Source organism: Mycobacterium sp. (genome assembly GCF_044223235.1).
Taxonomy (GTDB): Bacteria; Actinomycetota; Actinomycetes; order Mycobacteriales; family Mycobacteriaceae; genus Mycobacterium.
This window is the reverse complement of sequence record NZ_JBGAME010000019.1, coordinates 1-25,776: the sequence shown is the minus strand read 5'-3', so window position 1 is coordinate 25,776 and position 25,776 is coordinate 1. Positions and strand designations below refer to the sequence as shown.

The following is a 25,776-nucleotide window of genomic DNA, read 5'->3' as shown; positions in this document are numbered from 1 at the left end:
TGATGGATTTATGGTGTTGATTGTGTCCTGTCGCACAGCAAGACTTGCCGTCATGACCCACACACTTCCCACCCGGTCGTCGACCGCCTGGATCGAGGAGTCGGACTGCGACCTGGCGGCCTTCCGCGCCGTCGTCGAACAGCGCATCGAGCTGGCCGACTACCCGCATGCCACCGACGTTCGCGCCGAGGTGCTCGTCTACTCCGCCGAGACGTTCGCCCGCAACTCGGCTGGCGCCGGCCGCCGCACCCTGCAGGCCGAACTGATCCGGGCGTTCGCCGACGGACCCGGCGTCGTCATCGTCGAAAACGCGTTCGACCACTCCGTTCTCGAGGAGGCCACCACGGCGTTCAACGAGTTGATCGCCGAGCAGCGTGCCTCCAACGGCGCCAAGGGCGATCATTTCGGCAAGCCCGGCGCCAACGACCGGATCTGGAACGCCGCTCAGAAGCTGGCCCTGCACGCCCCCGAGGTCTACGCCACCTACTACGCCAACGATGTGCTTGCGCTGGTGTCGCAGGCCTGGCTGGGGCCGCGCTATCAGATGACCTCTCAGGTCAACGTCGTCAATCCCGGTGGCGCGGCTCAGGTTCCACACCGCGACTACCACCTGGGGTTCGTCAACGTCGACCAGCTGTCCGCGTATCCGGCCCATGTGCACCGCACTTCGGCGGTGTTGACGCTGCAGGGTGCCGTCGCCCATTGCGACATGCCGCTGGAAAGCGGGCCGACCATGCTGCTGCCCCACTCGCAGAAGTTCGAAGCCGGTTACATCGCGTTCTACCGTCCCGAATTCCTGGAGTACTTCGCCGAGCACATGGTGCAGAGTCCGCTGCGCACGGGCGACGCGGTCTTCTTCAACCCCGCGCTTTATCACGGCGCGGGTTCCAACGTATCCACCGCCATCGCGCGGATGGCCAACCTGATGCAGATCAGCTCGCCGTTCGGCCGCGCCATGGAATCGTTGGATCGCAGCGCGATGGTGCGCGCCGTCTACCCCGCGCTGCAGGCGATGAAGACCGCGGGGCGCCCGGACCACGAACTGCTCAACGCAGTGGTCGCCACAGCCGAGGGCTACCCGTTCCCCACCAACCTCGACAGCGACCAGCCGATCGGCAGCCTCGCCCCGCCCAGCCAGGTCGACACCGTGCTCGCGGCGCTGGCCGCCGGCTACACCCCCGAACAGCTCGACGCCTCACTGACCGCACAAGACGAACGGAGAATCCCGTGACCACCCTCGGCCTCATCGGCCTCGGCCGCATCGGCGCCTTCCACACCGATACCCTGATGAACCTGCCCGAACTCGACGGACTGGTCATCACCGACGAGCGACCCGACGTCGTCAAGCAGGTCGCCGACAAGTACGGCGCCAAACCCGTTGCCACGGTTGAGGAATTGCTGTCCTCGGGCATCGACGGTGTGGTCGTCGCGGCGGCCACGCCCGCCCACGCGTCACTGACGCTGGCCGCCGTCGAGCGGGGGCTGCCCACGTTCTGTGAGAAGCCGGTGGCCTCCACCGCCGAGGAGAGCGCTCGGGTCGCCGAGGCCATCGCCAAGACGGGGGTGCCGGTGCAGATCGGCTACCAGCGCCGGTTCGACGCGGCCTTCGCTGCGGCCAAGGCGGCAGTCGACAGTGGCGCGCTCGGGGCGCTGCACACCGTGCGCAGCACCACCATGGACCCCGCTCCCCCACCGATGGATTACATCAAGGGCTCGGGCGGCATCTTCCGCGACTGCGCGGTGCACGACTTCGACGCGTTGCGCTGGATCACCGGACAGAACGCCGTCGAGGTGTACGCGACCGGCAGCGTCCAGGGTGATCCGCTGTTCACCGAGTACGGTGACGTCGACACCGCGGCCGTCGTGGTCCGGTTCGACGGGGGCGCACTCGGTGTGGTGTCCAACGCACGCTACAACGGCCGGGGCTACGACTGCCGGCTGGAGGTCCACGGCTTCGACGATTCCGTGGTCGCCGGCTGGGATCAGGGCGCGCCGATGCGCAATGTCGATCCCCGCCTGGGGAATTCGTCCTTCCCAACAGGGCAACCGCACCACTTCTTCATGGACCGCTTCACCGAGGCCTTCCGTACCGAACTGGCCGGATTCGTCGACGTCGTCAAGGGTGGGCCGATCCTCGGCGCCACCGTGGCCGACGCCGTGGAGGTTGCCTGGATCGCCGAGGCAGCAACGGAATCACTACGCCGGGGCGTCCCGGTGCGCATCGAGGAGGTCAAATAGTGAAGATCGCCGGTGCCCCGATCTCGTGGGGCGTATGTGAGGTTCCCGGATGGGGCTACCAGCTCAGCCCCGACCGGGTACTCACCGAGATGGGCCAGGCCGGACTGACGGCCACCGAACTGGGCCCAGAGGGGTTCCTGCCCACCGAGACCGACGCGCTGGTGGCGCTGCTCGACAGCTACGGCCTGGCGTGCGTCGGCGGTTTCGTGCCCGTCGTGCTGTTCAAGGAGGACCACGATCCGGTCGAGGATCTCGCCGGTCCGCTTGAGTCGCTGGTCGCCGCGGGGGCCGGCGTGGTGGTGCTTGCCGCCGCGACGGGCTCCGACGGGTACGACGAACGACCAGTTCTCGACGAGACACAGTGGGCGACACTGCTTTCCAACCTTGATCGGCTGGCGGAGGTCGTCTCTGCGCGTGGATTGAAGGCGGTATTGCATCCACACGTCGGCACCATGGTGGAGAAAAGGGCCGAGGTCGACCGGGTGCTGGCCGGCTCGACGATCCCGCTGTGCCTGGACACCGGCCACCTGCTCATCGGCGGCACCGATCCGCTGGAACTCGCGCTTGAGGTGCCCGGCCGCATCGAGCACGCGCACCTCAAGGACGTCGACGCCGCGCTGGCGGCGAAGGTGCAAGCCGGTGAGCTCACCTACACCCAGGCCGTCGCCGCCGGTATGTACGTCCCGCTGGGCGCGGGTGACGTGAACATCGCCGGCATCGTCAAAGCGTTGGAGGACAACGGCTATGACGGCTGGTACGTGATGGAGCAGGACAACATTCTCGACGGCGAGCCCGAGGGTGACGGGCCGCTGGCCGATGTGCTGGCCAGCGTGGCGTATCTGCAGGGTGCCGCGTCCGGCGTCTCGGCATGACGTTGCGCATCGGTGTCCTCGGCGCGTCCCGCATCGCCGAAGAGGCGATCGTGGGGCCCGCCGGGGACCTCGGACACCGATTGGTGGCGGTCGCGGCCCGTGACCCCCGCCGGGCGGAGATCTTCGCCGAAAAGTACGGGGTGGAGCGGGTTGTCGGTTCCTATGACGAGTTGCTCGCCGACCCGGAGGTCGACGTCGTCTACAACCCGTTGGCCAATTCCCTGCACGGACCGTGGAATATCAAGTCCGTCAAGGCCGGTAAGCCGGTGCTCGCCGAGAAACCGTACGCCGCCAACGCCGCCGAGGCCAGGCGGGTGGCCGCCGCGTCGGAGGCCGGGGGTGTGCCGGTGGTGGAGGCGTTTCATTACCTCTACCACCCCGTATTCCAGCGTGTGCTGGAGTTGATCGGCTCGGGTGAGCTCGGCGAGCTGCGCCACGTGGAGGTGCGGATGCTGATGCCGGCGCCCGCCGACAGCGATCCGCGCTGGTCGCCCGCGATGGCCGGTGGTGTCCTGATGGACCTGGGTTGCTACGGGTTGCACATCATGCGGACCATCGGCGCGGTCGTCGGCGCCACGCCCGAGATCGTCTCGGCGCGCGCAGAGGAACGCGGCCCCGGTGTGGACGCGATATTCGAGGCGCAGGTCGGCATCGGTGAGGCAACCGGGCTTTCGGTGAACAACATGCTCGCCGACGACTTCCACTTCAGCGTCAAGGTCGTCGGCAGCCGCGGGGAAGTGTTGGCGCCCAACTTCATCAAGCCGCAGGAGGACGACCGCGTCCTCATCTCGACGTCGTCCGGCGAGAAGGTGGAGCACCTGGGTACCCGGACGTCGTACACCTATCAGCTGGAGGCGTTCGCGGCGCATGTGCTCGACGGGGCCCCTCTGCCGATTGATTCCGCTGACGCCGTCGCGAACATGGTGCTCATCGACCAGGCCTACGCCGCCGCAGGTCTGCCCGCGCGCTAAGCACGCCCGCCGCCCGTGAGTCCTCCCCCACCTCCCGCGAGCGTGCGCGATCAGGGCCTCGGCGCGGCGGCAGAGCCGCGAACCACCAGGTGCGGCTCGACGACTGTATCGGCGGGTCTGTGTTCGTCGTCGGTGCCCTCGACGCGGATGACGCCGCGGGCCACCGCCAGCTCCGCCAGTCGGGAGCTGTCCTGACCCACCGTGGTGAGGTCGACGTGCGCGAGGCCCGCCAGTGGACTGTCGTCGAACCCGACCACCGACACCTCCCCCGGCACTCGCACACCGGCGCGCAGGAACACGTCGATAAGACCAAGCGCGCAGCGATCGTTGAACGCGAAGACGGCGGTGGGCAACTCGGCATGAAGAAGCCGCTGCGCGGCGGCGGCACCCTCACGTTCCGTGAGCCCGCCGTCGACCACGGTCGCGACGACCCCCGATGCCGCCGCGGCTTTGCGAAAACCGTTGCGCCGCTCCGCTGCCCCCGCCGCTCGCCGGCCGTCGAGGTGTGTGATGCCGCGGTGGCCGAGCGCCGCCAAGTGTCGCACCGCCAACGCCGAACCATGCGCGTCATCGCTGCGAACCGCGTCGATTCCACGGATCTTGCGCGCGACGACGACGACCGGCAACCGGGCGTCGAGTGCTGACAGTTCGCGCACCGGAAGCTCGGAGCCGATCAAGAGCACGGCCTCGCAGCGGTCGTCGACCAGCGTGCGGATGGCGCGTCGTTCGTCGTGGTGCGGAGTGACGCAGCTGAGCAGGACGTCGTAGCCGGCCGCCTCGGCTGCGCGGTACACACCGTCGACGAGTCCGGCGTGAAACTCCTGGCCCGCGGTGAAGACGACGCCGAACAGCCGGGTGCGCTGCGCGCGCAACAGCCGCGCCCGCGGGTCCGGCCGGTAGCCGAGTTCGTCGGCAGCGCGACGGACCCGTTCACGGGTGGCCTCGCTGGCGCCGGGAGCGTCGCGCATGACGATGGACACCAGCGCACGCGAAACGCCGGCCCGGTCGGCCACATCCTGCAGCGTTGGTCTGTCCCGCACGCCGACAGTCTAGATCGTTCTAGGAAAACTCTTGACGCACACCCTCGGCGTCGTCTAACTTTTGTCTGTCTAGAACGTTCTAGTTGGTCAAGGAGCCCCATGTCAGAGCAGCTTCGCGTCGGCCTCATCGGCACCGGGTGGATCGGTCGTTTTCACGCCGAGTCACTCGCAAGCCGGGTGCCGGGAACGGCACTGGCCGCGGTCGCGGACCCGAATATCGAAGCCGCGCAGTCAATCGGCGCGCCACGGGCCTACGCCGACCCCCTCGATCTCATCGCCGACCCCGATGTGCAGGCCGTCGCGATCAGCTCACCCGCGGCCACGCATACGGACCTCGTGGTCGCCGCCGCCCGGGCGGGTAAGCACGTCTTCTGCGAGAAGCCGATGGCGCTGACGCTCGATGACGCCGACCGCGCGATCGCGGCCGCCGAACGCGCCGGCGTGGCGCTGCAGGTCGGATTCAACCGGCGCTTCGCGGCCGATTTCGCCGAGATGCACGACGCCATCGTCGCCGGGTCGATCGGCACCCCGCAGATTCTGCGATCGCTCACCCGCGACCCGGGTATCCCTGCGAAAGTCGCCGCCCGCGTCAAGCCGTGGACGATCTTCAACGAGACGCTGATCCACGACTTCGACACCCTGTGCTGGCTGAACCCCGGAGCACGTGTCACGGAGGTGTACGCGCAGGCCGCAGCGTTGATCCATCCGCAGTTCGCCGAAGCAGGGTATTTGGACACCGCGGTGGTTCAGCTGCGGTTCGACAACGGCGCGTTCGCGGTCGCCGAGGCCAGCTTCCAGGCGGTGTATGGCTACGACGTGCGCGGCGAGGTCTTCGGATCGGCCGGCGTCCTGCTGGCGGGCCGCGATCCCGAGCACGCCGGCAGGCTGAACACGGAGCTCTTCGCCGACGCGTACGTCGCCCAGTTCGCACACTTCGCCGCCTGCGTACGCGCAGGCGCCGTCCCGTCGGTGTCTGGTCACGACGCCCGGGTCGCACTCGAAATCGCGCTCGCCGCAGCTGAATCCGTACGCACCGGTGCACCGGTGGCACTGGCCGGGGCGGTGCGGTCATGACGTTCACTCTTGCGGTGTGTTCGGAGATGGTGTTCACCGACCTCGACATCGTCGAACGTGCCCGCCGCATCGACGAACTCGGGTTCGACGTCGAGATCTGGAGCTTCCACGATAAGGATCTCGACGCGCTGGCCGCGACCGGCGCACGCTTCTCCTCGATGACCGGATACCTGCACGGGGACCTCTATGATCCCGACGGCGCACGCGAGGTGGTGAGGACCGCCGAACAGGCGGTGAAAGCCGCAGCGATCCTGGGTGTTCCGCGTCTGGTGGTGCATCCCGGGGAACTCGTCGACGGGCTGGCCGCTCGACCGCGGTATCGGGCGACCGGCGAGATGTGGTTCTCGGCGCAGCGCGGCCTGGCGGCGCTCGGCGATCTCGGTGCCGCTGCCGGTGTCACATTCTGCCTGGAAAATCTGAACACCATCGTCGATCATCCCGGGGTCCCGCTCGCCCGAGCCAAGGACACGCTGGCCCTTGTCGAATCCGTGGGTCATCCGAATGTCAAAATGATGCTGGACCTGTACCACGCACAGATCGGCGAGGGCAACCTCGTCGAACTGGTGCGCCGCGCCGGCTCGGCCATCGGGGAGATCCAGGTGGCCGACGTGCCCGGCCGCTGCGAACCCGGCACCGGCGAGATCCACTACCCCGCCGTTGCGAAGGCGTTGCGGGACAGCGGATATGCCGGAACCGTCGGCATGGAGGCTTACGCCGCCGGGGACAGCGTCATGGCCCTGGAGGCGTTCCGGATGGCGTTCACGGTCTGATACCGTTCGCGACGTGGCTGCGGGCGCTGACGAGCTGTTCGGGCGGCCCGACGAACTCGCAAAGATCAAGTCGTTGATCAGCGGCGCACGGAATGGACTGAGTGCTGCGCTGGTGGTGCATGGTGACCCCGGAATCGGCAAGACCGCCCTGTTGGAGAAGGCCACCGCCGCGCTTGCCGACGTTACTGTCATTCGATCGGATGGGTTCGAGGCCGAGTCCGGAATTCCCTTCGCCGGGCTCCATCGACTTGGAGTTGCGTTACGCAACGAGATGGACAGCTTGTCACTGCGTCATCGTCAAGCGTTGTACGTCGCATGGGGTATCGAGGACGGGCCGGCCCCGGATCCGTTCATGGTCGGCCTGGCGACGTTGGCGTTGTTCGACGCTGCGGCTTCATGTGCTCCGCTGGTCTGTCTGTGCGATGACGCGCAATGGCTGGATGTCGAGTCCTTGGCGGTGCTGGGATTCGTGGCGCGCCGGCTGACGGCCGAGTCGGTGGTGCTGCTATTCGCCACGCGGGGTGCCGACGACATTGGCGTGGCGTTGGCCGGCATCGGATCGATGCACCTCGAAGGGCTCGACGAGGCGTCCTCAGTGCAGCTGTTGCAGGCGGTGCTTGCCGGGGACACGGATCCGTACGTGGCAAGCCGGATGGCGGCCGCGACTGGTGGGAATCCACTGGCCCTGATCGATCTCGCCCGCGATCTCGACGTCAGGCGGCTCACAGATCTGGCTTTGTCGACGAATCCGGTGCCGATCGGACGTCAGTTGGAGGAGCACTATCTACGTCAGGTCCGTGAGATGGCGCCGTGCGAACAGCAGTGGCTGTTGGTCGCCGCGGTCCAATCCGCCGGCCACAGGGAACTCATCGACGGAGCTGCGGTCCGGCTGGGCGTGACACCGGATGGCGCCGACGGTGCGATCCGGCGGGGCCTCGTCACTGTCTCAGATGTGGTGACGTTTCGTCATCCGCTGGTGCGCTCCGCTGTGTACGGTGCTGCCGCAGCAGGTCAACGGCGCACGGTCCACCGAGCGCTGGCCGCCGAGGCAGCCGCTCTGGGTTTGGTCGAACACGCGGCGTGGCACGCCGCGGAGGCGACGGTGGGTTCCGACATCGCCGTCGCCGATCAACTTGCGGCGGCGGCTCTACGCGCGTCCCGTCGCGGCGGGCAGGTTTCGCAAGCCCGTCTGCTCGCCAGCGCCGCCGCCTTGACGCCGCCAGGACCACAGCGCAACGACCGATTGATCAGCGCCGCAGAGATCGCGGTTGCCGCCGGCGCGGCGCAGCTGTCGGTCGACCTGCTCGACCGGATCGACGCCACCAGGGTGGACGCCCCGCAGCGCGGCAGGATCCTCACCACCAAAGCAACGGTCGCTTCCCTCATGGCCGACCGGTCGGTCGCCGATCAGACCACCGAGCTGCTTCGTGCCTCAGAGCTCTTGCGCGACGAACCCGACCGCCAACAGAAGGCCCTGTTGCAAGCCTTCGAGATGACGTTGGTGGCCGAACGCGAAATGCAGGGCACGACATTGGACGAGTTGGGGCGTCACCTGAGCGGCGCCGCGCGAAACGGCAACGAACCGTTCGCCTCGGTGCTGGCAGGGTTGTCCGCCCTCGCGTCGCTGCCGTACGCCGAGGCAGTACCGGTGATGCGCAGGGCGGTCGATGTGCTGCTCGCCCTGGATGACGCGACTCTGCCGGAGTTCGGCTTCAACGGAATCGCGCTCACGATCGCCTTGTTCGATATGCCTGCCAGCATGCAGTACCTGTCACGGCTGGTGACCATCGCCCGGGGCAACGCAGCACTGCGGGTTCTGGGCGCAACGCTGTGGGCGCGTGCCCTGGTCGAAACGGAACGTGGCGACCTGGTCGCCGCGGCACTGAACATCGACCAGATCCGCGAGCTGCGGCGCGCTAACGGCTACTCCAAGAACGTCGTGAACCCGGCCTATCTGGCCTGGACTGGTACGCCGAAGCAGCACGTCGAGGCCCTCCGCGACCACACCAAATCAATGGGTCTCGGTGGCATATACACCTCGGCGGAGGCGGCATTGGCCAATGTCGACCTGGCCAACGGCGACTACCAGTCGGCGTTCGACCGGCTGAGGTCTCTGCTGGATACGCCGTTTCTGCACCCCACGTTTCTGAGCCTCGCCCCGTTCGTCGAGGCTGCGATCCGCAGTGACCACCCCGCCGAGGCGGTCCACACCGCCCACATCCTGCAATCCATGGCAGAAGCGAGCCCGACGCCGTGGCTGCGGGGTCTCGACCACCGCTGCCAGGCACTGGTCTCCGCGGACGACGAGCAGGCCGAAAGCCACTACCGGCGGGCCATCGAGCTTCTCGATCCTGCTGTGGTGCCGATTGATTCAGGCCGAGCACACCTGTTGTACGGGGAGTGGCTGCGGCGAGCGAAACGCCGCCGAGAGTCGCGCGAGCACCTACGGTCAGCCCTGACGACCTTCGAGCGGATGAAAGCCCCCGCCTTCGCGAATCGCGCCCGGACCGAGCTGGGCGCCACCGGCGAACGCGTCGAGCAGCGGCAGAAGGTGGCCGGTGTCGAACTCGCCGAGCGGGAGGCCACCGTCGCCAAGATGGCTGCCGGCGGTGCCACCAACGCCGAGATCGCCGAGTCGCTTTTCATCAGCGCCCACACCGTGGATTACCACCTGCGCAAGGTCTTTCAAAAGCTGGGAATCTCCTCGCGCCGCCAACTCAGGGAACGATTCAACGACTGACGCAGTCGTGACTACGAGCATCACGTAGGCCTTTGACCCCACCGCGCAACGCACACTTGATCGGTCACCCCACGACGCCAAGGAGCGGCCGATGCCTTACATCATCGCCGAGGACGGTGCCCAGATCTTCTACAAGGACTGGGGCACTGGCGGCAGCCCCGTGCTGCTGAGCCACGGGTGGCCGCTCAACGCCGACGCTTGGGAGGCCGCCGCGCTGTTTCTCGCGCACCACGGTCACCGCGCGATCGCCCACGACCGGCGTGGACACGGTCGATCCAGTCAGACCTGGCACGGCAACGAGATGGACACCTACGCCGACGATCTGGCCACCCTCATCGACAGCTTGGATCTGTTTGACCTCACGCTCGTCGGGCATTCCACCGGAGGCGGCGAGATCGTCCACTACGTGGGTCGATACGGCAGCAGCAAGGTCGCCAAGCTGGTGCTGGTCTCGGCGGTGCCCCTGATGATGTTGCAGACCGACGACAATCCCGACCGACTGTCGATTTCGGTGTTCGACGGAATCCGGGCAGGCGAACTCGCCGACCGCTCCCAGCAGTACCGGAACCTCGCCGACGGGCCGTTTTTCGGTCACAATCGCCGCCAAGACGTCTCCCAGGGTGTGCGCGACGCATTCTGGCTGCAGAGCATGGCATGCGGCCTGCGCGCGGCCTACGACAGCATTGCCGCCATCTCGGCAACCGACTTTGGTCCAGACCTCGACAAGATCGATGTGCCCACGTTGATCATCCATGGTGACGACGACCAGATCGTCCCGTTCGAAGTGGGCGGAAAGCGCTCCGCGCAGCTGATCGACGGCTCGGCACTCAAGGTCTACGAAGGCTCCGGGCATGGCATACCCGATACCGACCGTGAACGTCTGCACGCCGACCTACTCGAGTTCATCGACTCCTGACCGTCGCCCGACCACGAAAGAGAGACAACTGTGACAACACCACAAACACCCTGCGACACCATCGTTCTCGTACACGGGCTGTGGATGACACCCCGCAGCTGGGAAGGCTGGAAGGCGCACTATGAAGCCAAGGGTTACCGGGTGCTCACCCCCGCCTATCCCGGTTTCGAGATCGAGGTGGAGGAGCTCCGCAAGAATCCTGAGGTCATCGCCACGCTGACCGTGCCGGAGACGGTGGACCACCTTGCCGCCGTTGTCGAATCTGTCGACGTGCCTCCAATCATCATGGGCCACTCCTTCGGCGGGACGTTGACCCAGCTGCTGCTTGCCCGTGGACTCGGGGCCGCCGCCGTGGTGATCGATTCCGCCCCGACCGAGGGTGTGCGAGTCAATCCGCTGTCACAGGTGAGGTCGTTGTTCCCCGCCCTGAAGAATCCCGCGAACCTTCACAGGGCGGTCGGGTTCACGCAGGAGGAGTTCCACTACGCCTTCACCAACACACTCAGCCGTGAAGAATCCGACCAGGCATGGGAACGCTACGCCATTCCCGCACCGGGCAACTGGGTATGGGCCTACGGCCTCATCGCGAACTTCAAACCGGGACATCAGGAGACCTGGGTGGATTACTCAGCAGACCGGGCGCCGCTGCTGTTCATCGGTGGCGAGAAGGACCACATCATGCCGCCGTCGGTCAACAAGTCCAATGCCAAGCACTACGACAAATCGCCGGCTGTCACCGAGTACCACGAGTTCCCCGGACGCGACCACTGGACGTGCGCCGCACCGGGCTGGGAGATGGTCGCCGACCACGCCCTGGACTGGGCACTGGCCTACGCCGACACCAAGCCACGCGGCCTACACACCGCCTAGCGAACGGAGCCCGTCGTGCCTGAGATCCTCCACATACACCGACCGACGCCCGGCTACTACCGGGCCACGATCGACAATCCGCCGCTGAATCTATTCGACCCCGAGTTGGTGGCCGAACTGCATCAGTTGATGACCGTCCTGGAAGGCGACAACGAAACCCGAGTCGTCGTCTTCGATTCGGCCAATCCCGACTACTTCATCGCCCACGTCGATCTGGTGAAAGCTGATCAATTCGATCTGACTCCGCAGGCAACGACCGGACTGCCGGTATGGCCGGATCTGGCGATCCGACTGGAGCGGGCACCGTTCGTCACCGTGTCGGCGATTCGCGGGCGCGCCCGCGGCGTCGGCAGTGAGTTTGCGTTGGCCACCGACATCAGGTTCGCCAGCCGCGAGAAAGCCATCCTGTGTCAGCCGGAGATCGGATTCGGATTTCCGCCGGGCGGCGGCGGCCTGGAGCGGCTGTCTCTGAGTACCGGACGTGCCCGGGCACTGGAAATCATCCTGGGCGCCTGCGACTTTGACGCCGATACCGCTGAGCGTTACGGCTGGATCAACCGCGCCATCGCCGATGACGAGTTCGAGGCATTCGTCGACAACTGGGCGCGCCGGGTCGCAACATTTGATCGGGCGGCGATCGCGCTGGCCAAACGCACCCTCAACGAACACGGCGGGCTCCCGGAGGTCTCCTGGTTTGCGCCGACTCAGCAGGCCTTCTTCGATCTGCTGGCGCAGCCGCACGTACAACAGCGGGTCGGTGGTTTCCTCTCCAGCGGCTTGCAACAGCACGGCGATTTCGAGCTCAATCTCGCTGACCAACTGGCGAAGTGAACGTCGATGGCTGAAGCGACAAGTACCTACGACCTCAGCAGGACTGCTGTGCTGTTGGTGGATCCCTACAACGACTTCCTTTCCGACGGCGGCAAGCTCTGGCCCCTCCTGCAGCCCGTAGCCACCGCGGCGGGTTTGCTGGACAATTTGCGCACGGCGATCGCCGTCGCACGAAACGCTGGTGTGCCAGTGGTTTTCGTGCCACACCGGCGTTGGGAGGAAACGAACTACGTCGGCTGGGACCATCCGAATCCCAATCAGGTTGGCGTGGATCAACAACAGATCTTCGCCCGCGGCACATGGGGTGGAGAGTTTCATCCCGACTTCCGGCCGCGTCCGGGTGAGGTGGTGGTGACCGAACACTGGGCGCAGAGCGGCTTCGCCAACACCGATCTGAACGCCCAACTCACCCAACGGGGCATCACTCACGTCGTCCTGGTTGGCGTCGTCGCGAACACCTGCGTGGAATCCACCGGACGTTTCGCGATGGAACTGGGCTACCACGTCACCTTGGTTCGCGACGCGACCGCGGCATTCAGCGTGGAAGCAATGCGAGCCGCGCACGAACTCAACGGACCGACATACGCCCACGCGATTGTCACCACCACCGAGCTCGTCGACATCCTGGCGCACTAATCCGATGAATCACACACATAATGAGGAGGCCATCATGGCATCGAGGGTTCTCGCAGACTCCACCGCGACGGCTGTCATCGACGCCCCCATCGAGGCGGTCGACCTTGAGGACTGGCTGTTCACCCTCGGCGACGCCGAGTACCGGCGTTGTGCGCCAGGCGAGCACATCGCCGCCGGTGCCACCACAACCGATGACGGCCGACCGATGTCGATCAACGTGGAACAGGTAGGAACAGCACTGGCCGTCCAGCACTACGTCGGCGAAATTGTCGGCGCGTCACATTGCCGATTGGTGTCGCTGTCGGATTCCTTCACGCCGGCCGGCCGCACCACCCTTCACGTCACCTGGGAGCTCACCCTCACCGCCACCGGAACGAACCAATGCCTGCTGACCAATCGGGTCGTGATCCTGCCGACCGACGAGTATCTGTCGTTCCTCGACGAACACGGCATACCAGCCGACCAGGCCGCCGCCGAAAGCCAAGCATCGATCACCCGGCATAACACCGTGGAGACACCCCTATTCGCCAAGAGCATCGAACGCAAGACGCTCGCCCCAGCCGGCGAAGGCGGGCAATGACGTTGCACAGATGGTGAATGCCTACCGCTTCTCGGCTTTCACTCATGCTGGTTCGACGGTGATGGACCGACGAAGATCCGGCACGCGGAATAGCGGACTAACAGAACCCCGCCGACCTGTCCGGCCGACGGGGTTCTGTGGTCCTGGCGAGCGGGCGAGGACACGCACACTCGCGAAGTGGGGAACGGTCGGCTAGCGACGCCCCAACTCGTGGGTCAGTGCCTCGAGTTCGTTGCCACCGGCCATCTCCTGGGTCAGGTGCTCCAGCGTGATCTCGTCGTAGGTGCAGTCCAGCTTCTGCCTGCCGCGGTTGAGCAACACGAAGTGGTCACCCACCATGTGTGCGTGGTGCGGGTTGTGGGTGATGAAGATGACCCCGAAACCCTGCTCCTTGGCCGCGGTGATGTAGCGCAGCACCATGCCGGACTGCTTCACACCAAGGGCCGCCGTTGGCTCGTCGAGGATCAGCACCCTGGCGCCGAAAAAGATGGCCCGCGCGATCGCCACACACTGACGCTGACCACCCGACAACGAGCCGATCGGCGCGTCGACATCAGGTAGGTCGATGCCCATCTTGTGCAGCTCACTGATCGTCGTCGAGCGCATCCCGTTGACATCCAACGACTTCAGGATGCCGCTCTTGTTCAGCTCGTTGCCGAGGAAGAAGTTGCGCCACACCGGCATCAGCGACACCACGGCGAGATCCTGGTAGACGGTGGCGATGCCGGCGTTGAGCGAGTCCTTGGGTGAGTTGAACTCGGTCGGCTTGCCGTCGATGAGCAGTTCACCCTCGGTCGGCTTGTGCAGGCCCGCGATGATCTTGATCAACGTGGACTTGCCCGCGCCGTTGTCGCCGAGCACACCCGTGACCTCGCCGGCACCGACCCGGAGGTTGATGTCCTTGAGCGCGATGATGTTTCCGTAGCTCTTGCCGACGTGCCTGAGTTCGACCAGGGGCGTCTCGCCACCCGCCGGCGTCTCGGCGATCGGAGCTTCAGCAGTAGTACTCAATGTCGTCTCCTATCGCTTCGCCGCGTAATTGCGGAAGGCGTTGTTGGCGATCACCGCGAACAGCAGCATCGCGCCGAGGAAGAACTTGAACCAGTCGGGGTTCCAACCCGCGTACACGATGCCCTGGTTGGTCATACCGAAGATGAAGGCACCGATGAGGGTGCCTACCGCGGTGCCGTAACCACCGGTGAGCAGGCAGCCGCCGATGACCGCGGCGATGATGTAAAGGAACTCGTTGCCGATGCCCTGTCCGGACTGAATCGTGTTGAACGCGAACAGCAGATGCATACCCACGAACCAGGCGCAGAACCCGACCAGCATGAACAGGCCGACCTTCACCTTGATAACCGGGACGCCGACGGCGCGGGCGCTGTCCTGATTGCCGCCCACGGCGAAGATCCAGTTGCCGATGCGGGTCTTGAACAGGACGAAGGTGGCGATGACGGTGAACAGGATCCACCACAGGACCGTGACCCGGACGGACACGCTGCCGATCGTGATCGACGACGAGAACACCGCCTTACCGGAATCGAAGCCGGCCATATCCGAGACGCTGGGGGTGGCGACCTGGCCGGTGATCAGCTTGGTGACCGCCAGGTTGATGCCGGTGAGCATCAGGAAAGTGCCAAGGGTGATCAGGAACGACGGGATCTTCGTCCGCATCACCATGTAGCCGTTGAAGAATCCGATCGCCAGCGACACCACCAGCGCCAGGGCCGCGCCAATCCACAGGTTCAGATGCAGGTTGTAGGCCAGCATCGACGCCGCAAGCGAACTCGTCGTCACCGCCACACCTGAGGACAGGTCGAATTCTCCGCCGATCATCAGCAGGCCGACACCGACCGCCATGATGCCGATGGTCGAGCTGGCGTAGAGCACAGTCGCCAGCGCTTCTGGGCTGCGGAACGGCGGGGCGACGATCGCGAAGAAGATGAAGATACCGACCGCACCGACCAGTGCGCCCATTTCCGGGCGGATCAGCAAGCGCTGCAGCCGGTTCTGCTCCTTGACCCGCTCGTCGTGGACGACCTTGTGGGTACCGAGATCAAGGTCTGCTTGAGTTGTCATCGCGTTTGTCTCCTCTTCGCGCAGGCGCTCATCGGTGCTTGTCCCTTCTTCGCGCAGGCGCTCATCAGCGCTTGTCCCTTCTTCGCGCAGGCGCTCATCGGTGCTTGTCCCTTCTTCGCGCAGGCGCTCATCAGTGCTTGTCCCTTCTTCGCGCAGGCGCTCATCAGCGCGTTCCGTTCTTGGCGTATTCGGCGACCGCGTCGATGTTCGACTTGTCGATGAACGACGGGCCGGTCAGCGTCGCCTGGTTGCCGCCGATCACGTTGCCGTTGGTCAGGTAGAGCCACAGCGAGTCGACGGCAAGGTAGCCCTGCAGGAATGGCTGCTGATCGACCGCCCACTCGACGTCGCCGTTCTTGATAGCGTCGACGAGCGCGGCGTTGGTGTCGAAGGTGGCGACCTTGGCCGAGCTGTTGGCGTTCTTCGCCGACTGCACGGCGGTCAACGCGAACGGCGCGCCCAGCGTCAGCACGGTGTCGATGCTGGGATCCTGTTGCAGCTTGGCGGTGATCGTCGACTCGACGGACGGCATGTCCTTACCGTTGACGTTCAGGTTCTCGACGGCCGGGAAGGTGTTCTTCACACCCGCGCAGCGGGCCTCCAGTCCGACGTGGCCCTGCTCCTGGATCACGCAGATGGCCTTCTTCGCACCGTCGGCAGCGAGTCGTTTGCCGGCCTCCTGGCCGGCGATGTACTCGTCCTGACCGAAGTATTCCTTCACGCCCATCGCCTGCCAGGCGTCAGAACCTGAGTTGAAGGCGACCACGGGGATGCCCTTGGAGTTGGCGTTCTCGACCGCGGCCTTCATCGCATCCGGCTTGGCCAGCGTGACCGCAATGCCCTTGACCCCACTGTCGACGGCGGTCTGCACCAGGTTGGCCTGATTGGGAGCCTCAGGATCATTCGAGTAGCGAAGTTCGATGTTGTCCTTCTTGGCGGCCGTCTCTGCACCCTTACGGATGAGGTCCCAGAACGAGTCGCCCGGTACCTCGTGGGTGATCATCGCGATCGTCATGCGCGGAGTGTCGACGCTGCCGCCACCCTCGCCTCCCGAACCGCTGCTCTCCGGCTTACCTCCGGTGCTGGAACAAGCGGCGACCAAGGTCACTGCGGCGGCCACTCCGGCGATCTTGGCCCAGCGGCGCTGCGGGCCTCCTTGCAACTTCATGAACTCTCCCTCTGTCGATGAAGGCGACGCGGCCGCTGTGGTCGGTCGTGGTTGTTCCGTCTCGATGTAATACGCATCACACGCGGAAGTCAATACTTTGTTCTGACATTAGGACTGCAGGTCAAATCCGAGTCACAACGATCGACCGACCATCCGAGAGGGGACTGAGCTGGCGGCGTAGTGATCACGAGTCGTCCTGTCGTGCCCGTATTGGCTATCCGTCCACTGTGACGGCGGAGCGTGGACGAAACGAAACGTAATCCGGCTCACACAAGCTTGTCAATACTTTGTTCTGACATTCTGACTTTTACCTGCCGCCAGAAGGGCGCCGACGGACCTAGCGGTCGACGAGCGTGGTGTCGAAGTAGTACCGGGAGGCCCGATAGACGTGACTTCCGTACTCGACGACCCGCCCGGAGTCGTCAAACGCCGTACGGGACATGACCAGCAGCGGAGCCTTGGGCTTCTCGTCGAGCAGTCGCGCCTCGTCGCGGTCGGCGGCCTTGGCGCCGATGCGCTGCCTGGCCAGCCGGATGTGCACGCCCTTGGCGCGCAGCGACTGATAAAGACCGGTCCGCTCGAGTTCCTCGGGGTCGGGTGCCAGGCTCTGCGGTAGATAGTTGGTCATCAACGCCAGGGGCTGACCGCCCGAAGTGCGCAATCGCCGCATCGTCACGACTTCGGCATCGGCGGGCAGGTTCAGGTGGTGAGCGATCTCGTCGGTCACTCGGCCGACTGAGTAGTCCAACACCGTGGTGGCCGGTTCCTGCCCCGCACGCGCGAGGTCGTCGAACAGACTGGTGAGCTCGACCGGCCGATGCACGGGGGCCTGAACCACCTGGGTGCCCACCCCGCGCTTGCGCACCAGCAGCCCTTTGTCGACAAGCTCCTGGATAGCCCGACGGGTCGTCGGCCGAGACAGATTTAGCCGGTCAGCCAGTGCAAGCTCGTTCTCGAACCGGTCGCCCGGCTTGAGTTCACCGTCCAGAATGGCCTTTTCGAATGCCTGCGAAACCTGGAAGTACAAGGGCACCGGGCTCGAACGGTCCAGTTCGATGGACAGCATCGTGGTCACCATGTCTCCTGTCGGTCGCCTCAGCCCGTCGAGTTCGCTGGCAAGTGTGACCCAGCCTACCGCGCTATGACTGAAAGTAAGAATGTCCGAACAAACTCTTGACAGAGTCGGGTGACGGGGCGCACAGTCGACATCAGCACCCAGGCGCACTCGACGCCAACTCAGCCAACAGACCACGCAACTCGTAACCGGGAGTCGCCAGTGACCGCCTCAGATCCCCACGCGCAGCCCAGCCAAGCCTTCGACGTGCTCGCCATCGGCCGCAGCGGGGTCGATATCTACCCGCTCCAGGTCGGCGTCGGCCTCGAATACGTCGAATCGTTCGGCAAGTTCCTCGGTGGCAGCGCAGCCAATGTGGCCGTCGCGGCGGCGCGGCTGGGCAACCGCGCGGCATTGATCTCCGGCGTCGGCGACGACCCCTTCGGCCGGTTCGTGCGCGCTCAGCTGACCGGCCTTGGCGTCGACAACCGCTATGTCAGCGTGCACGGCCAGTACCCGACGCCGGTGACCTTCTGCGAGATCTTCCCGCCCGACGATTTCCCGCTCTACTTCTATCGGAAGCCGTCGGCCCCCGACCTGCAGATCCGGCCCGACGAGATCGACACCGCGGCGGTGCGCAACGCCCGCCTGTACTGGTCGACTGTCACCGGTTTGTCCGAGGAGCCAAGCCGTAGCGCACATTTCACCGCTTGGGAGGCGCGCGAACGCGCTCCGCTGACGGTCCTGGACCTCGACTACCGTCCGATGTTCTGGGCGTCTCCGGCGGCGGCGACCGAGCAGGTTCAGCGGGCCCTGCAGTACGTCACTGTCGCGGTCGGCAACCGTGAGGAATGCGAGATCGCGGTGGGCGAGACCAACCCGCACAAGGCCGCCGACGCGCTGCTCGACCTCGGGGTTCAACTGGCCATCGTCAAGCAGGGGCCGCGCGGGGTGCTCGGAAAGACCAAACACAGCTCGGTGACCGTGCCACCCAACGAGGTCGATGTCGTCAACGGCCTGGGAGCAGGGGATTCGTTCGGCGGCAGCCTGATCCACGGCCTGCTGCGCGACTGGCCGCTGGAGAAGATCCTGCGCTACGCCAACGCGGCAGGCGCTATCGTCGCGTCCCGCCTGGAATGCTCGACCGCGATGCCCACCGCCGACGAGGTTGCCGCACTCGCCGACCAGACCGCTTCGGAGGCCGTCAATGTCTGATCTCACGTCTGATCTCACGTCTGATACCAAGTCTGGTGTCGCGCCCATCTGCTCCAGCTACGCCGGGGTCACCGACCTGCGCACCGCCGATCCGGGTGCGGTGGCGCGGGCCTGGGAGAACCGCACCACCCGGCCGACGACGCGAGGCGACGGCAGGCTGATGATCGTCGCCGCCGATCACCCGGCCCGCGGGGCCCTGGCGGTCGGCACCAAGCCCACCGCGATGAACAGCAGGACCGACCTGCTCGACCGGCTGCGCGCGGCGTTGGCCGACCCGGGGGTCGACGGTGTTCTGGCCACTTCGGACATCCTCGATGACCTGCTGCTGCTCGGCGCGCTCGAGGACAAGGTGGTGTTCTCCTCGTTCAACCGTGGCGGGCTCGCCGGCGCTACCTTCGAGCTCGACGACCGGATGACCGGAGCCACCGCCGCGTCCACCGCGGCGGCGAAGATGAACGGCGGAAAGATGCTGTGCCGCATCGACCTCGACGATCATGGCACCGTCGCGACCCTGACCGCGTGCGCCAAGGCCATCGATGAGCTCGCAGCCGAAGGCCTGATCGCGATGGTGGAGCCGTTCATGTCGTCGCGGGTCAACGGCAAGGTGCGCAACGACCTGAGCCCCGATGCGGTGATCAAGTCGATCCACATTGGCCAGGGCCTGGGCGCGACGTCGGCCTACACCTGGATGAAGCTGCCGGTGGTCGAGGAGATGGACCGGGTGATGGACGCGACCACACTGCCCACGCTGCTGCTCGGCGGTGACCCGGCCGACCCGGATGAGGCCTTCGCCAGCTGGGAGAAGGCACTGACGCTGCCCTCGGTGCGGGGCCTCATCGTCGGCCGCACCCTGCTGTATCCGCCCGACGACGACGTGAGCTCGGCGGTCGCGACGGCCGTGGCGATGGTCCGCTGACATGCACAGCAAGCTGTACATCCCGGCCAACAGCGCCACAGCACCGTTTACCGTCGCCATAAGCCCCGAGGATGCCGGCTGGGCCGAGTCGTCGTTGCACGTCGTCGATCTCGGACCCGACCTCGCCCATGGCCGCTCGGTGTCACTGACCACCGGCGACAGCGAGGTGATGATCCTGCCGCTAGCGGGATCGGGACGCGTCGAATGCGACGGAGAGACGTTCGAACTGTCGCCGCGTGCTTCGGTTTTCGACGGCCCCGCCGACATGGTCTACGTCGGCATCGACCAGAGCTACACCCTGACGGGGACGGGCCGGATCGCGATCTGCGGTGCGCGCGCCTCGAATTCATTCCCCAACCGCAGGGTCGCGGCCGGCGCCGTCGCGGTCGAACTGCGTGGGGCCGGCAACTGCAGCCGGCAGGTGCACAACTTCGGCACCGCCACCGCGTTCGAGGCCGACTCCCTCATCGCGTGCGAGGTGATCACCCCGGGTGGCAACTGGTCGAGCTACCCCGCGCACAAACACGACGAGAACACCGACGTCGAGACCCAGCTGGAGGAGATCTACTACTTCGAGATCGACGACAGCCCGGCCGGCACACCGGGTTTCGGCTATCACCGGGTCTACGGCACCCCCGAACGGCCCATCGAGGTCCTCGAGGAGGTCCGCACCGGCGACGTGGTGCTCGTCCCCCACGGCTACCACGGACCGTCCATCGCAGCGCCCGGACACCACATGTACTACCTCAACGTGATGGCCGGCTCCGGCCCCACCCGGGCCTGGCTGATCTGCGACGACCCCAACCACACCTGGCTACGAGGCAGCTGGGAACACCAGGACATCGACCCCCGGCTGCCGCTCGGCAGCCTGTCGCCCCAGAGTTAATTGCCGGCTCCGCCGGCGGGATAGGAGCAACAACCGTGGTCTCCACCGCGCCCAAGTCCACCGAGAAACTCGCGGACTCCGAGCCGACGATCCGGCTGACCGTTGCCCAGGCCACCGTCAGGTTCCTGGCCAACCAGTATGTCGAACGCGACGGCGAGCGAACCAAGTTCTTCGCCGGTTGCTTCGGCATCTTCGGACACGGCAACGTGGCCGGGTTGGGCCAAGCACTGTTGCAGGATGAGGTCGACGCCCACCGGGCCGGGACCACACCCGGGCTGCCGTATGTGCTCGGCCGCAACGAGCAGGCCATGGTGCACAGCGCGGTTGCCTACGCCAGGCAGCGAGACCGGCTGCAGGCCTGGGCCGTCACCGCCAGCGTCGGACCCGGCTCGACCAACATGCTCACCGGCGCCGCTCTCGCCACCATCAACCGCCTGCCGGTCCTGCTGCTGCCCGCCGACACCTTCGCCACCCGGGCCAGCTCCCCGGTGCTGCAGGAACTCGAACTACCCTCGTCCGGCGACGTGACCGTCAACGACGCGTTCAAGCCGCTGTCGCGCTACTTCGACAGGGTGTGGCGCCCCGAGCAGCTGCCCGCCGCGCTGCTCGGCGCCATGCGGGTGCTCACCGACCCCGTCGAGACGGGCGCAGCGACGGTGTCCTTACCGCAGGACGTTCAGGCCGAGGCATTCGACTGGCCGGAATCGCTCTTCGCGCAACGGACCTGGCATGTCGCGCGGCCGGTGCCCGAACGTGCCGTGATCGCACGCGCTGCCGAGGTGATCCGTACCGCGACCAAACCCCTGATCGTCGCGGGCGGCGGCGTCATCTACTCCGACGCCAACGAGGCCCTCGCGGAGTTCGCCGCGAAGACCGGTATCCCCGTCGGCGAGAGCCAGGCCGGCAAGGGCTCGCTGACCCACGATCACCCGCAGACCGTCGGAGCGATCGGTTCGACGGGCACGACCGCAGCCAACGCGCTGGCCGCCGAAGCTGACGTCATCATCGGAATCGGCACCCGCTACAGCGATTTCACATCCGCGTCGCGCACCGCCTTCAACAATCCCGATGTCCGGTTCGTCAACATCAACGTGGCCACGCTGGACGCCGTCAAGCAGGGCGGCATCAGCGTCGTCGCCGACGCCCGCGAGGCCCTGGAGGCACTGGGTTCGGCGCTTGGCGACTTCTCGGTCAACGACGAATACCGCGCCCACACAGCAGAACTCATGTCGGAGTGGAACGAGACCGTATCCGCCGCCTACCGCACCGAAGACGGCGTCGCGCTCAATCAGAACCAGGTGATCGGACTGGTCAACACACTCTCGGACCCCCGCGACGTGGTCGTGTGCGCGGCGGGGTCGATGCCTGGCGACCTGCACAAGCTGTGGCGGATGCGCGATCGTAAGGGCTACCACGTCGAGTACGGCTTCTCGTGCATGGGCTACGAGATCGCCGGCGGTATCGGGGTGCGGATGGCCGCCCCGGATCGCGACGTGTTCATCATGGTCGGCGACGGCTCCTACCTCATGATGGCCACCGAGCTCGTCACCGCCGTCCAGGAAGGAGTCAAGGTGATCCCGGTTCTGGTGCAGAACCACGGGTTCGCCTCGATCGGTGGGCTGTCGGAATCGCTGGGATCGCAGCGATTCGGCACGGCCTACCGCTATCGAAGCGCCGACGGCCGCCTCGACGGCGACAAACTGCCGGTCGACCTGGCCGCTAATGCCGCCAGCCTGGGCGCAGACGTGATCCGGGTGAACACCGCCGCCGAGTTCACCGACGCCGTCAAAGTCGCCAAGGCCAGTGAACGCACCACCGTCATCCACGTAGAAACCGACCCGATGGTCTTCGCACCGGACAGTTACTCGTGGTGGGACGTGCCGGTCAGCGAGGAATCGACACTCGAGTCGACCCAACAGGCCTACCAGCGCTACGCCGACTGGAAGAAGGTCCAGCGCCCGCTCATCCGCCCTTCGGATCGCTGAACGGCAATGACTGACCCTACAGATCTCAGAATCGCCGTCCTCGGCGTCGGGGTGATGGGTGCCGACCACGTTGCACGCATCACGTCGAAGATCTCCGGTGCGCGGATCAGCGTGGTCAACGACTTCGTTGCCGAAAAGGCGGAAGAGTTGGCCGCCGCGACCCCCGGCTGCCGGGCGGTGGCCGATCCGCTGGACGCCATCGCCGATGCAGATGTCGACGCCGTAGTGCTCGCCACCCCCGGCACCACTCACGAGAAACAGCTGCTGGCATGCATCGAGCACCGCAAGCCGGTGATGTGCGAAAAGCCCTTGACCACTGACGTTTCCACATCGCTGGAGATCGTTCGCCGCGAGGCCGAACTCGGTCAGCGTCTGATCCAGGTCGGTTTCATGCGCCGTTTCGACGATGAGTACATGGCTCTCAAGGCGCTGCTGGACGAGGGTGGGCTTGGCCGGCCATTGGTGATGCACTGCGTGCACCGCAACCCGTCCGTGCCGTCGTACTTCGACAGCTCATTGATCGTCAAAGACTCACTGGTCCATGAGGTCGACGTCACCCGGTTCCTGTTCGACGAGGAGATCGCCTCGGTGCAAATCGTCAGGCCGATCCGTAATCCCGGCGCGCCCGAAGGAGTCCAGGATCCGCAGATCGCGATTCTGCGCACCGTCTCCGGTCGGCACGTCGACGTGGAGCTGTTCGTCACGACCGGGGTGGCCTACGAGGTGCGCACCGAGGTTGTCGGCGAAAAAGGCAGCGCCATCATCGGTTTGGACGTCGGACTGATCCGCAAGAGTGCACCGGGCACCTGGGGCGGACGGATCACCCCCGGCTTCCGCGAACGGTTCGAAAGGGCCTACGACACCGAGATCCAACGCTGGATCAACGCGGTGCGAGGCGGATCGTCCACCGGAAACTACATCGACGGCCCCACCGCATGGGATGGCTATGCGGCCGCGGCAGTCTGCGCAGCGGGCGTGGAATCGCTCGAAACCGGACTGCCCGTCGATGTGCAGCTCGCCGCACACCCCTGACCTACAGAACCTGAACCCACAGAACCTGAACCCACCAGAACCTGAACCCACAGAAGAGGAATGAGCGAAGATGACAAACACCATCCGGCATTGGCTCAACAACGAGGTCTTCGCCGGCACGTCGACCGCGACCGCGCCGGTGACCAATCCGGCGACCGGGGCGGTGACCGGTGAGGTGGCGCTGGCCAGTGTGGCCGATGCGCGGGCGGTGATCGACGCCGCGGCGGCGGCTTTCCCGGCGTGGCGCGACACCTCGCTGGCCAAGCGCGGGGCGATCCTGTTCAACTTCCGTGAGCTGCTCAACGCCCGCAAGGGTGAGCTGGCCGAGATCATCACCGCCGAGCACGGCAAGGTTGTCTCCGACGCGCTGGGTGAAGTCTCGCGCGGCCAGGAGGTCGTCGAGTTCGCCTGCGGGGTACCGCATCTACTCAAGGGCGGCTTCACCGAGAACGCCTCCACGAAGGTCGACGTGTACTCCATCCGCCAACCGCTGGGCCCGGTGGGAATCATCAGCCCGTTCAACTTTCCGGCCATGGTGCCGATGTGGTTCTTCCCCATCGCCATCGCCACCGGCAACACCGTGGTGCTCAAACCCTCCGAAAAGGACCCCACCGCCTCGCTGTGGCTGGCCCGGCTGTGGAAAGAAGCCGGCCTGCCCGACGGCGTGTTCAACGTCCTGCAGGGCGACAAGACCGCCGTCGATGAGCTGCTGACCAACCCCGCGGTCAAATCGGTCAGCTTCGTCGGATCCACGCCGATCGCCCGCTACGTCTACGAAACCGGCACCGCGCACGACAAGCGGGTCCAAGCCCTCGGCGGCGCCAAGAACCACGCGGTCATCCTGCCCGACGCCGACCTGGACCTGGCCGCCGACGCAATGGTCAACGCCGGCTTCGGCTCGGCCGGAGAACGCTGCATGGCCATCAGCGCCTGCGTGGCCGTCGGCCCGATCGCCGATGACCTAGTGGCCAAGATCGCCGAACGCGCCCGCACCATCAAAACCGGCGACGGCACCAAGGACTCCGACATGGGCCCACTGGTCACCCGCGCCCACCGCGACAAGGTGGCCTCCTACATCGACGCCGGCGAAGCCGACGGCGCCAAGATCGTCCTCGACGGGCGCACCGTGGAGGCCGACGGTGCAGCCGATGGATTCTGGCTGGGCCCCACCCTCATCGACAACGTCACCCCGCAGATGAGCGTCTACACCGACGAGATCTTCGGGCCGGTGCTCTCGGTCGTGCGCGTGGAAACCTACGACGAGGCACTGGAATTGATCAACACCAACCCCTACGGCAACGGCACCGCGATCTTCACCAACGACGGCGGTGCCGCGCGGCGCTTCCAGAACGAGGTCGAAGTCGGCATGGTCGGCATCAACGTACCCATCCCGGTCCCCATGGCCTACTACAGCTTCGGCGGCTGGAAGGCCTCCCTATTCGGCGACAGCCACGCCCACGGCACCGAAGGCGTGCACTTCTTCACCCGAGGCAAAGCCATCACCAGCCGCTGGCTCGACCCCAGCCACGGCGGCATCAACCTCGGCTTCCCCACCAACTGAGCGAGAAACCTGGATGATCGAGCCGCTGCTCGCGTTGGCCCGCGGCCGGCCTGGTCGTCGACGCGTGGCACGTGTTCCGGGCAGGCATGTCACTGGATGACCTCACCGCGACGCTGGCACCGGAGATGATCTTCGGGGTCGAACTCGACGACGCCGCACCCCAGGTCATCGGAACGCTGTTCGAGGACACCGTCGCTTGCAGTGCGGCGGTCCTGTCCATCGACTATCGGGCACTGCCTCCGCGTCAGGCGCTCAAACTGGCCGCGGAGTCGGCGCTGTCGGTGTTGTAGCAGTCGGTGTTGAAGCGGCTGGCGGGGCGGTCGTGCCGCGCACGATCAGCTT

The 25,776-nt window shown here is 66.0% G+C and carries 24 protein-coding genes; 19 read left to right on the top strand and 5 right to left on the bottom strand.

What is annotated here, in order from left to right:
• The first annotated feature begins 52 nt into the window (after nucleotides 1-52).
• Genes ADBZ6K_RS19595 through ADBZ6K_RS19580 form a run of 4 tightly spaced genes read left to right on the top strand, consistent with a single transcriptional unit; the run spans nucleotide 53 to nucleotide 4,081 of the window.
• Complete coding sequence (locus ADBZ6K_RS19595) at nucleotides 53-1,231, top strand: phytanoyl-CoA dioxygenase family protein (protein WP_526349740.1); 1,179 nt, start codon at nucleotides 53-55, stop codon at nucleotides 1,229-1,231.
• On the top strand, nucleotides 1,228-2,238 hold the full coding sequence (locus tag ADBZ6K_RS19590; protein ID WP_526349738.1) for a Gfo/Idh/MocA family protein: 1,011 nt from the start codon (nucleotides 1,228-1,230) through the stop codon (nucleotides 2,236-2,238). Before ADBZ6K_RS19595 ends, ADBZ6K_RS19590 begins: the two co-directional genes overlap by 4 nt.
• On the top strand, nucleotides 2,238-3,110 hold the full coding sequence (locus ADBZ6K_RS19585; protein WP_526349736.1) for a sugar phosphate isomerase/epimerase family protein: 873 nt from the start codon (nucleotides 2,238-2,240) through the stop codon (nucleotides 3,108-3,110). Before ADBZ6K_RS19590 ends, ADBZ6K_RS19585 begins: the two co-directional genes overlap by 1 nt.
• A complete protein-coding gene (locus ADBZ6K_RS19580) occupies nucleotides 3,107-4,081 on the top strand; it encodes a Gfo/Idh/MocA family protein (protein ID WP_526349734.1) in 975 nt (324 codons plus the stop codon). The genes ADBZ6K_RS19585 and ADBZ6K_RS19580 overlap by 4 nt, the downstream gene beginning before the upstream one ends.
• Nucleotides 4,082-4,131: 50 nt before the next feature.
• Here ADBZ6K_RS19580 and ADBZ6K_RS19575 read toward each other — a convergent pair whose 3' ends face one another.
• Entirely contained in the window at nucleotides 4,132-5,121 is a 990-nt protein-coding gene (locus ADBZ6K_RS19575) for a LacI family DNA-binding transcriptional regulator (RefSeq protein ID WP_526349732.1), read from the bottom strand.
• Nucleotides 5,122-5,220: 99 nt separating this feature from the next.
• Between ADBZ6K_RS19575 and ADBZ6K_RS19570 the strand changes: the two genes are divergently transcribed.
• The 8 genes from ADBZ6K_RS19570 to ADBZ6K_RS19535 all read left to right on the top strand — a co-directional run bounded on the left by ADBZ6K_RS19570 (nucleotide 5,221) and on the right by ADBZ6K_RS19535 (nucleotide 13,538).
• Complete coding sequence (locus ADBZ6K_RS19570; protein ID WP_526349730.1) at nucleotides 5,221-6,195, top strand: Gfo/Idh/MocA family oxidoreductase; 975 nt, start codon at nucleotides 5,221-5,223, stop codon at nucleotides 6,193-6,195.
• A complete protein-coding gene (locus tag ADBZ6K_RS19565) occupies nucleotides 6,192-6,965 on the top strand; it encodes a TIM barrel protein (protein ID WP_526349728.1) in 774 nt (257 codons plus the stop codon). Before ADBZ6K_RS19570 ends, ADBZ6K_RS19565 begins: the two co-directional genes overlap by 4 nt.
• 13 nt (nucleotides 6,966-6,978) lie before the next feature.
• Complete coding sequence (locus ADBZ6K_RS19560) at nucleotides 6,979-9,705, top strand: AAA family ATPase (RefSeq protein WP_526349726.1); 2,727 nt, start codon at nucleotides 6,979-6,981, stop codon at nucleotides 9,703-9,705.
• A 91-nt stretch (nucleotides 9,706-9,796) separates the two neighbouring features.
• On the top strand, nucleotides 9,797-10,621 hold the full coding sequence (locus ADBZ6K_RS19555) for an alpha/beta fold hydrolase (RefSeq protein WP_526349724.1): 825 nt from the start codon (nucleotides 9,797-9,799) through the stop codon (nucleotides 10,619-10,621).
• A 30-nt stretch (nucleotides 10,622-10,651) separates the two neighbouring features.
• Nucleotides 10,652-11,491, top strand: a complete 840-nt coding sequence (locus ADBZ6K_RS19550) for an alpha/beta hydrolase (RefSeq protein ID WP_526349722.1) — start codon at nucleotides 10,652-10,654, stop codon at nucleotides 11,489-11,491.
• Between the two features lie 15 nt (nucleotides 11,492-11,506).
• The gene (locus tag ADBZ6K_RS19545) at nucleotides 11,507-12,322 is read left to right on the top strand and encodes an enoyl-CoA hydratase/isomerase family protein (protein WP_526349720.1); all 816 of its coding nucleotides are present in this window, start codon (nucleotides 11,507-11,509) and stop codon (nucleotides 12,320-12,322) included.
• Between the two features lie 6 nt (nucleotides 12,323-12,328).
• Complete coding sequence (locus ADBZ6K_RS19540; RefSeq protein WP_526349718.1) at nucleotides 12,329-12,958, top strand: cysteine hydrolase family protein; 630 nt, start codon at nucleotides 12,329-12,331, stop codon at nucleotides 12,956-12,958.
• 34 nt (nucleotides 12,959-12,992) lie between these two features.
• Nucleotides 12,993-13,538 (top strand): hypothetical protein, encoded by a 546-nt coding sequence (locus ADBZ6K_RS19535; protein WP_526349716.1) that lies wholly within the window; start codon nucleotides 12,993-12,995, stop codon nucleotides 13,536-13,538.
• A gap of 192 nt (nucleotides 13,539-13,730) precedes the next feature.
• On the opposite strand, the gene ADBZ6K_RS19530 is transcribed toward ADBZ6K_RS19535, so the two are convergent.
• The 4 genes from ADBZ6K_RS19530 to ADBZ6K_RS19515 form a co-directional block, all read right to left on the bottom strand.
• The gene (locus tag ADBZ6K_RS19530; protein ID WP_526349714.1) at nucleotides 13,731-14,549 is read right to left on the bottom strand and encodes an ATP-binding cassette domain-containing protein; all 819 of its coding nucleotides are present in this window, start codon (nucleotides 14,547-14,549) and stop codon (nucleotides 13,731-13,733) included.
• A gap of 9 nt (nucleotides 14,550-14,558) precedes the next feature.
• Nucleotides 14,559-15,617 (bottom strand): ABC transporter permease, encoded by a 1,059-nt coding sequence (locus tag ADBZ6K_RS19525; protein ID WP_526349712.1) that lies wholly within the window; start codon nucleotides 15,615-15,617, stop codon nucleotides 14,559-14,561.
• A 163-nt stretch (nucleotides 15,618-15,780) separates the two neighbouring features.
• Nucleotides 15,781-16,785: a substrate-binding domain-containing protein gene (locus tag ADBZ6K_RS19520; protein WP_526349710.1), complete on the bottom strand. Its 1,005-nt coding sequence runs from the start codon at nucleotides 16,783-16,785 to the stop codon at nucleotides 15,781-15,783.
• Nucleotides 16,786-17,122: 337 nt separating this feature from the next.
• Nucleotides 17,123-17,863, bottom strand: a complete 741-nt coding sequence (locus ADBZ6K_RS19515; RefSeq protein WP_526349708.1) for a GntR family transcriptional regulator — start codon at nucleotides 17,861-17,863, stop codon at nucleotides 17,123-17,125.
• 198 nt (nucleotides 17,864-18,061) lie between these two features.
• Between ADBZ6K_RS19515 and iolC the strand changes: the two genes are divergently transcribed.
• The 7 genes from iolC to ADBZ6K_RS19480 all read left to right on the top strand — a co-directional run bounded on the left by iolC (nucleotide 18,062) and on the right by ADBZ6K_RS19480 (nucleotide 25,724).
• A complete protein-coding gene (gene iolC / locus ADBZ6K_RS19510) occupies nucleotides 18,062-19,054 on the top strand; it encodes a 5-dehydro-2-deoxygluconokinase (protein WP_526349706.1) in 993 nt (330 codons plus the stop codon).
• Nucleotides 19,047-19,970 (top strand): Cgl0159 family (beta/alpha)8-fold protein, encoded by a 924-nt coding sequence (locus ADBZ6K_RS19505; protein WP_526349704.1) that lies wholly within the window; start codon nucleotides 19,047-19,049, stop codon nucleotides 19,968-19,970. Before iolC ends, ADBZ6K_RS19505 begins: the two co-directional genes overlap by 8 nt.
• 1 nt (nucleotide 19,971) lies before the next feature.
• On the top strand, nucleotides 19,972-20,856 hold the full coding sequence (gene iolB / locus ADBZ6K_RS19500; protein WP_526349702.1) for a 5-deoxy-glucuronate isomerase: 885 nt from the start codon (nucleotides 19,972-19,974) through the stop codon (nucleotides 20,854-20,856).
• 35 nt (nucleotides 20,857-20,891) lie between these two features.
• Nucleotides 20,892-22,841 carry a 3D-(3,5/4)-trihydroxycyclohexane-1,2-dione acylhydrolase (decyclizing) gene (gene iolD / locus ADBZ6K_RS19495; RefSeq protein ID WP_526349700.1) on the top strand — a complete coding sequence of 650 codons (1,950 nt, stop codon included), beginning with the start codon at nucleotides 20,892-20,894 and terminating at the stop codon, nucleotides 22,839-22,841.
• Nucleotides 22,842-22,847: 6 nt separating this feature from the next.
• Entirely contained in the window at nucleotides 22,848-23,873 is a 1,026-nt protein-coding gene (locus tag ADBZ6K_RS19490) for a Gfo/Idh/MocA family protein (protein ID WP_526349698.1), read from the top strand.
• 70 nt (nucleotides 23,874-23,943) lie between these two features.
• Nucleotides 23,944-25,434: a CoA-acylating methylmalonate-semialdehyde dehydrogenase gene (locus ADBZ6K_RS19485; RefSeq protein WP_526349696.1), complete on the top strand. Its 1,491-nt coding sequence runs from the start codon at nucleotides 23,944-23,946 to the stop codon at nucleotides 25,432-25,434.
• 86 nt (nucleotides 25,435-25,520) lie between these two features.
• Nucleotides 25,521-25,724, top strand: a complete 204-nt coding sequence (locus tag ADBZ6K_RS19480; protein ID WP_526349694.1) for a hypothetical protein — start codon at nucleotides 25,521-25,523, stop codon at nucleotides 25,722-25,724.
• Nucleotides 25,725-25,776: the final 52 nt, after the last annotated feature.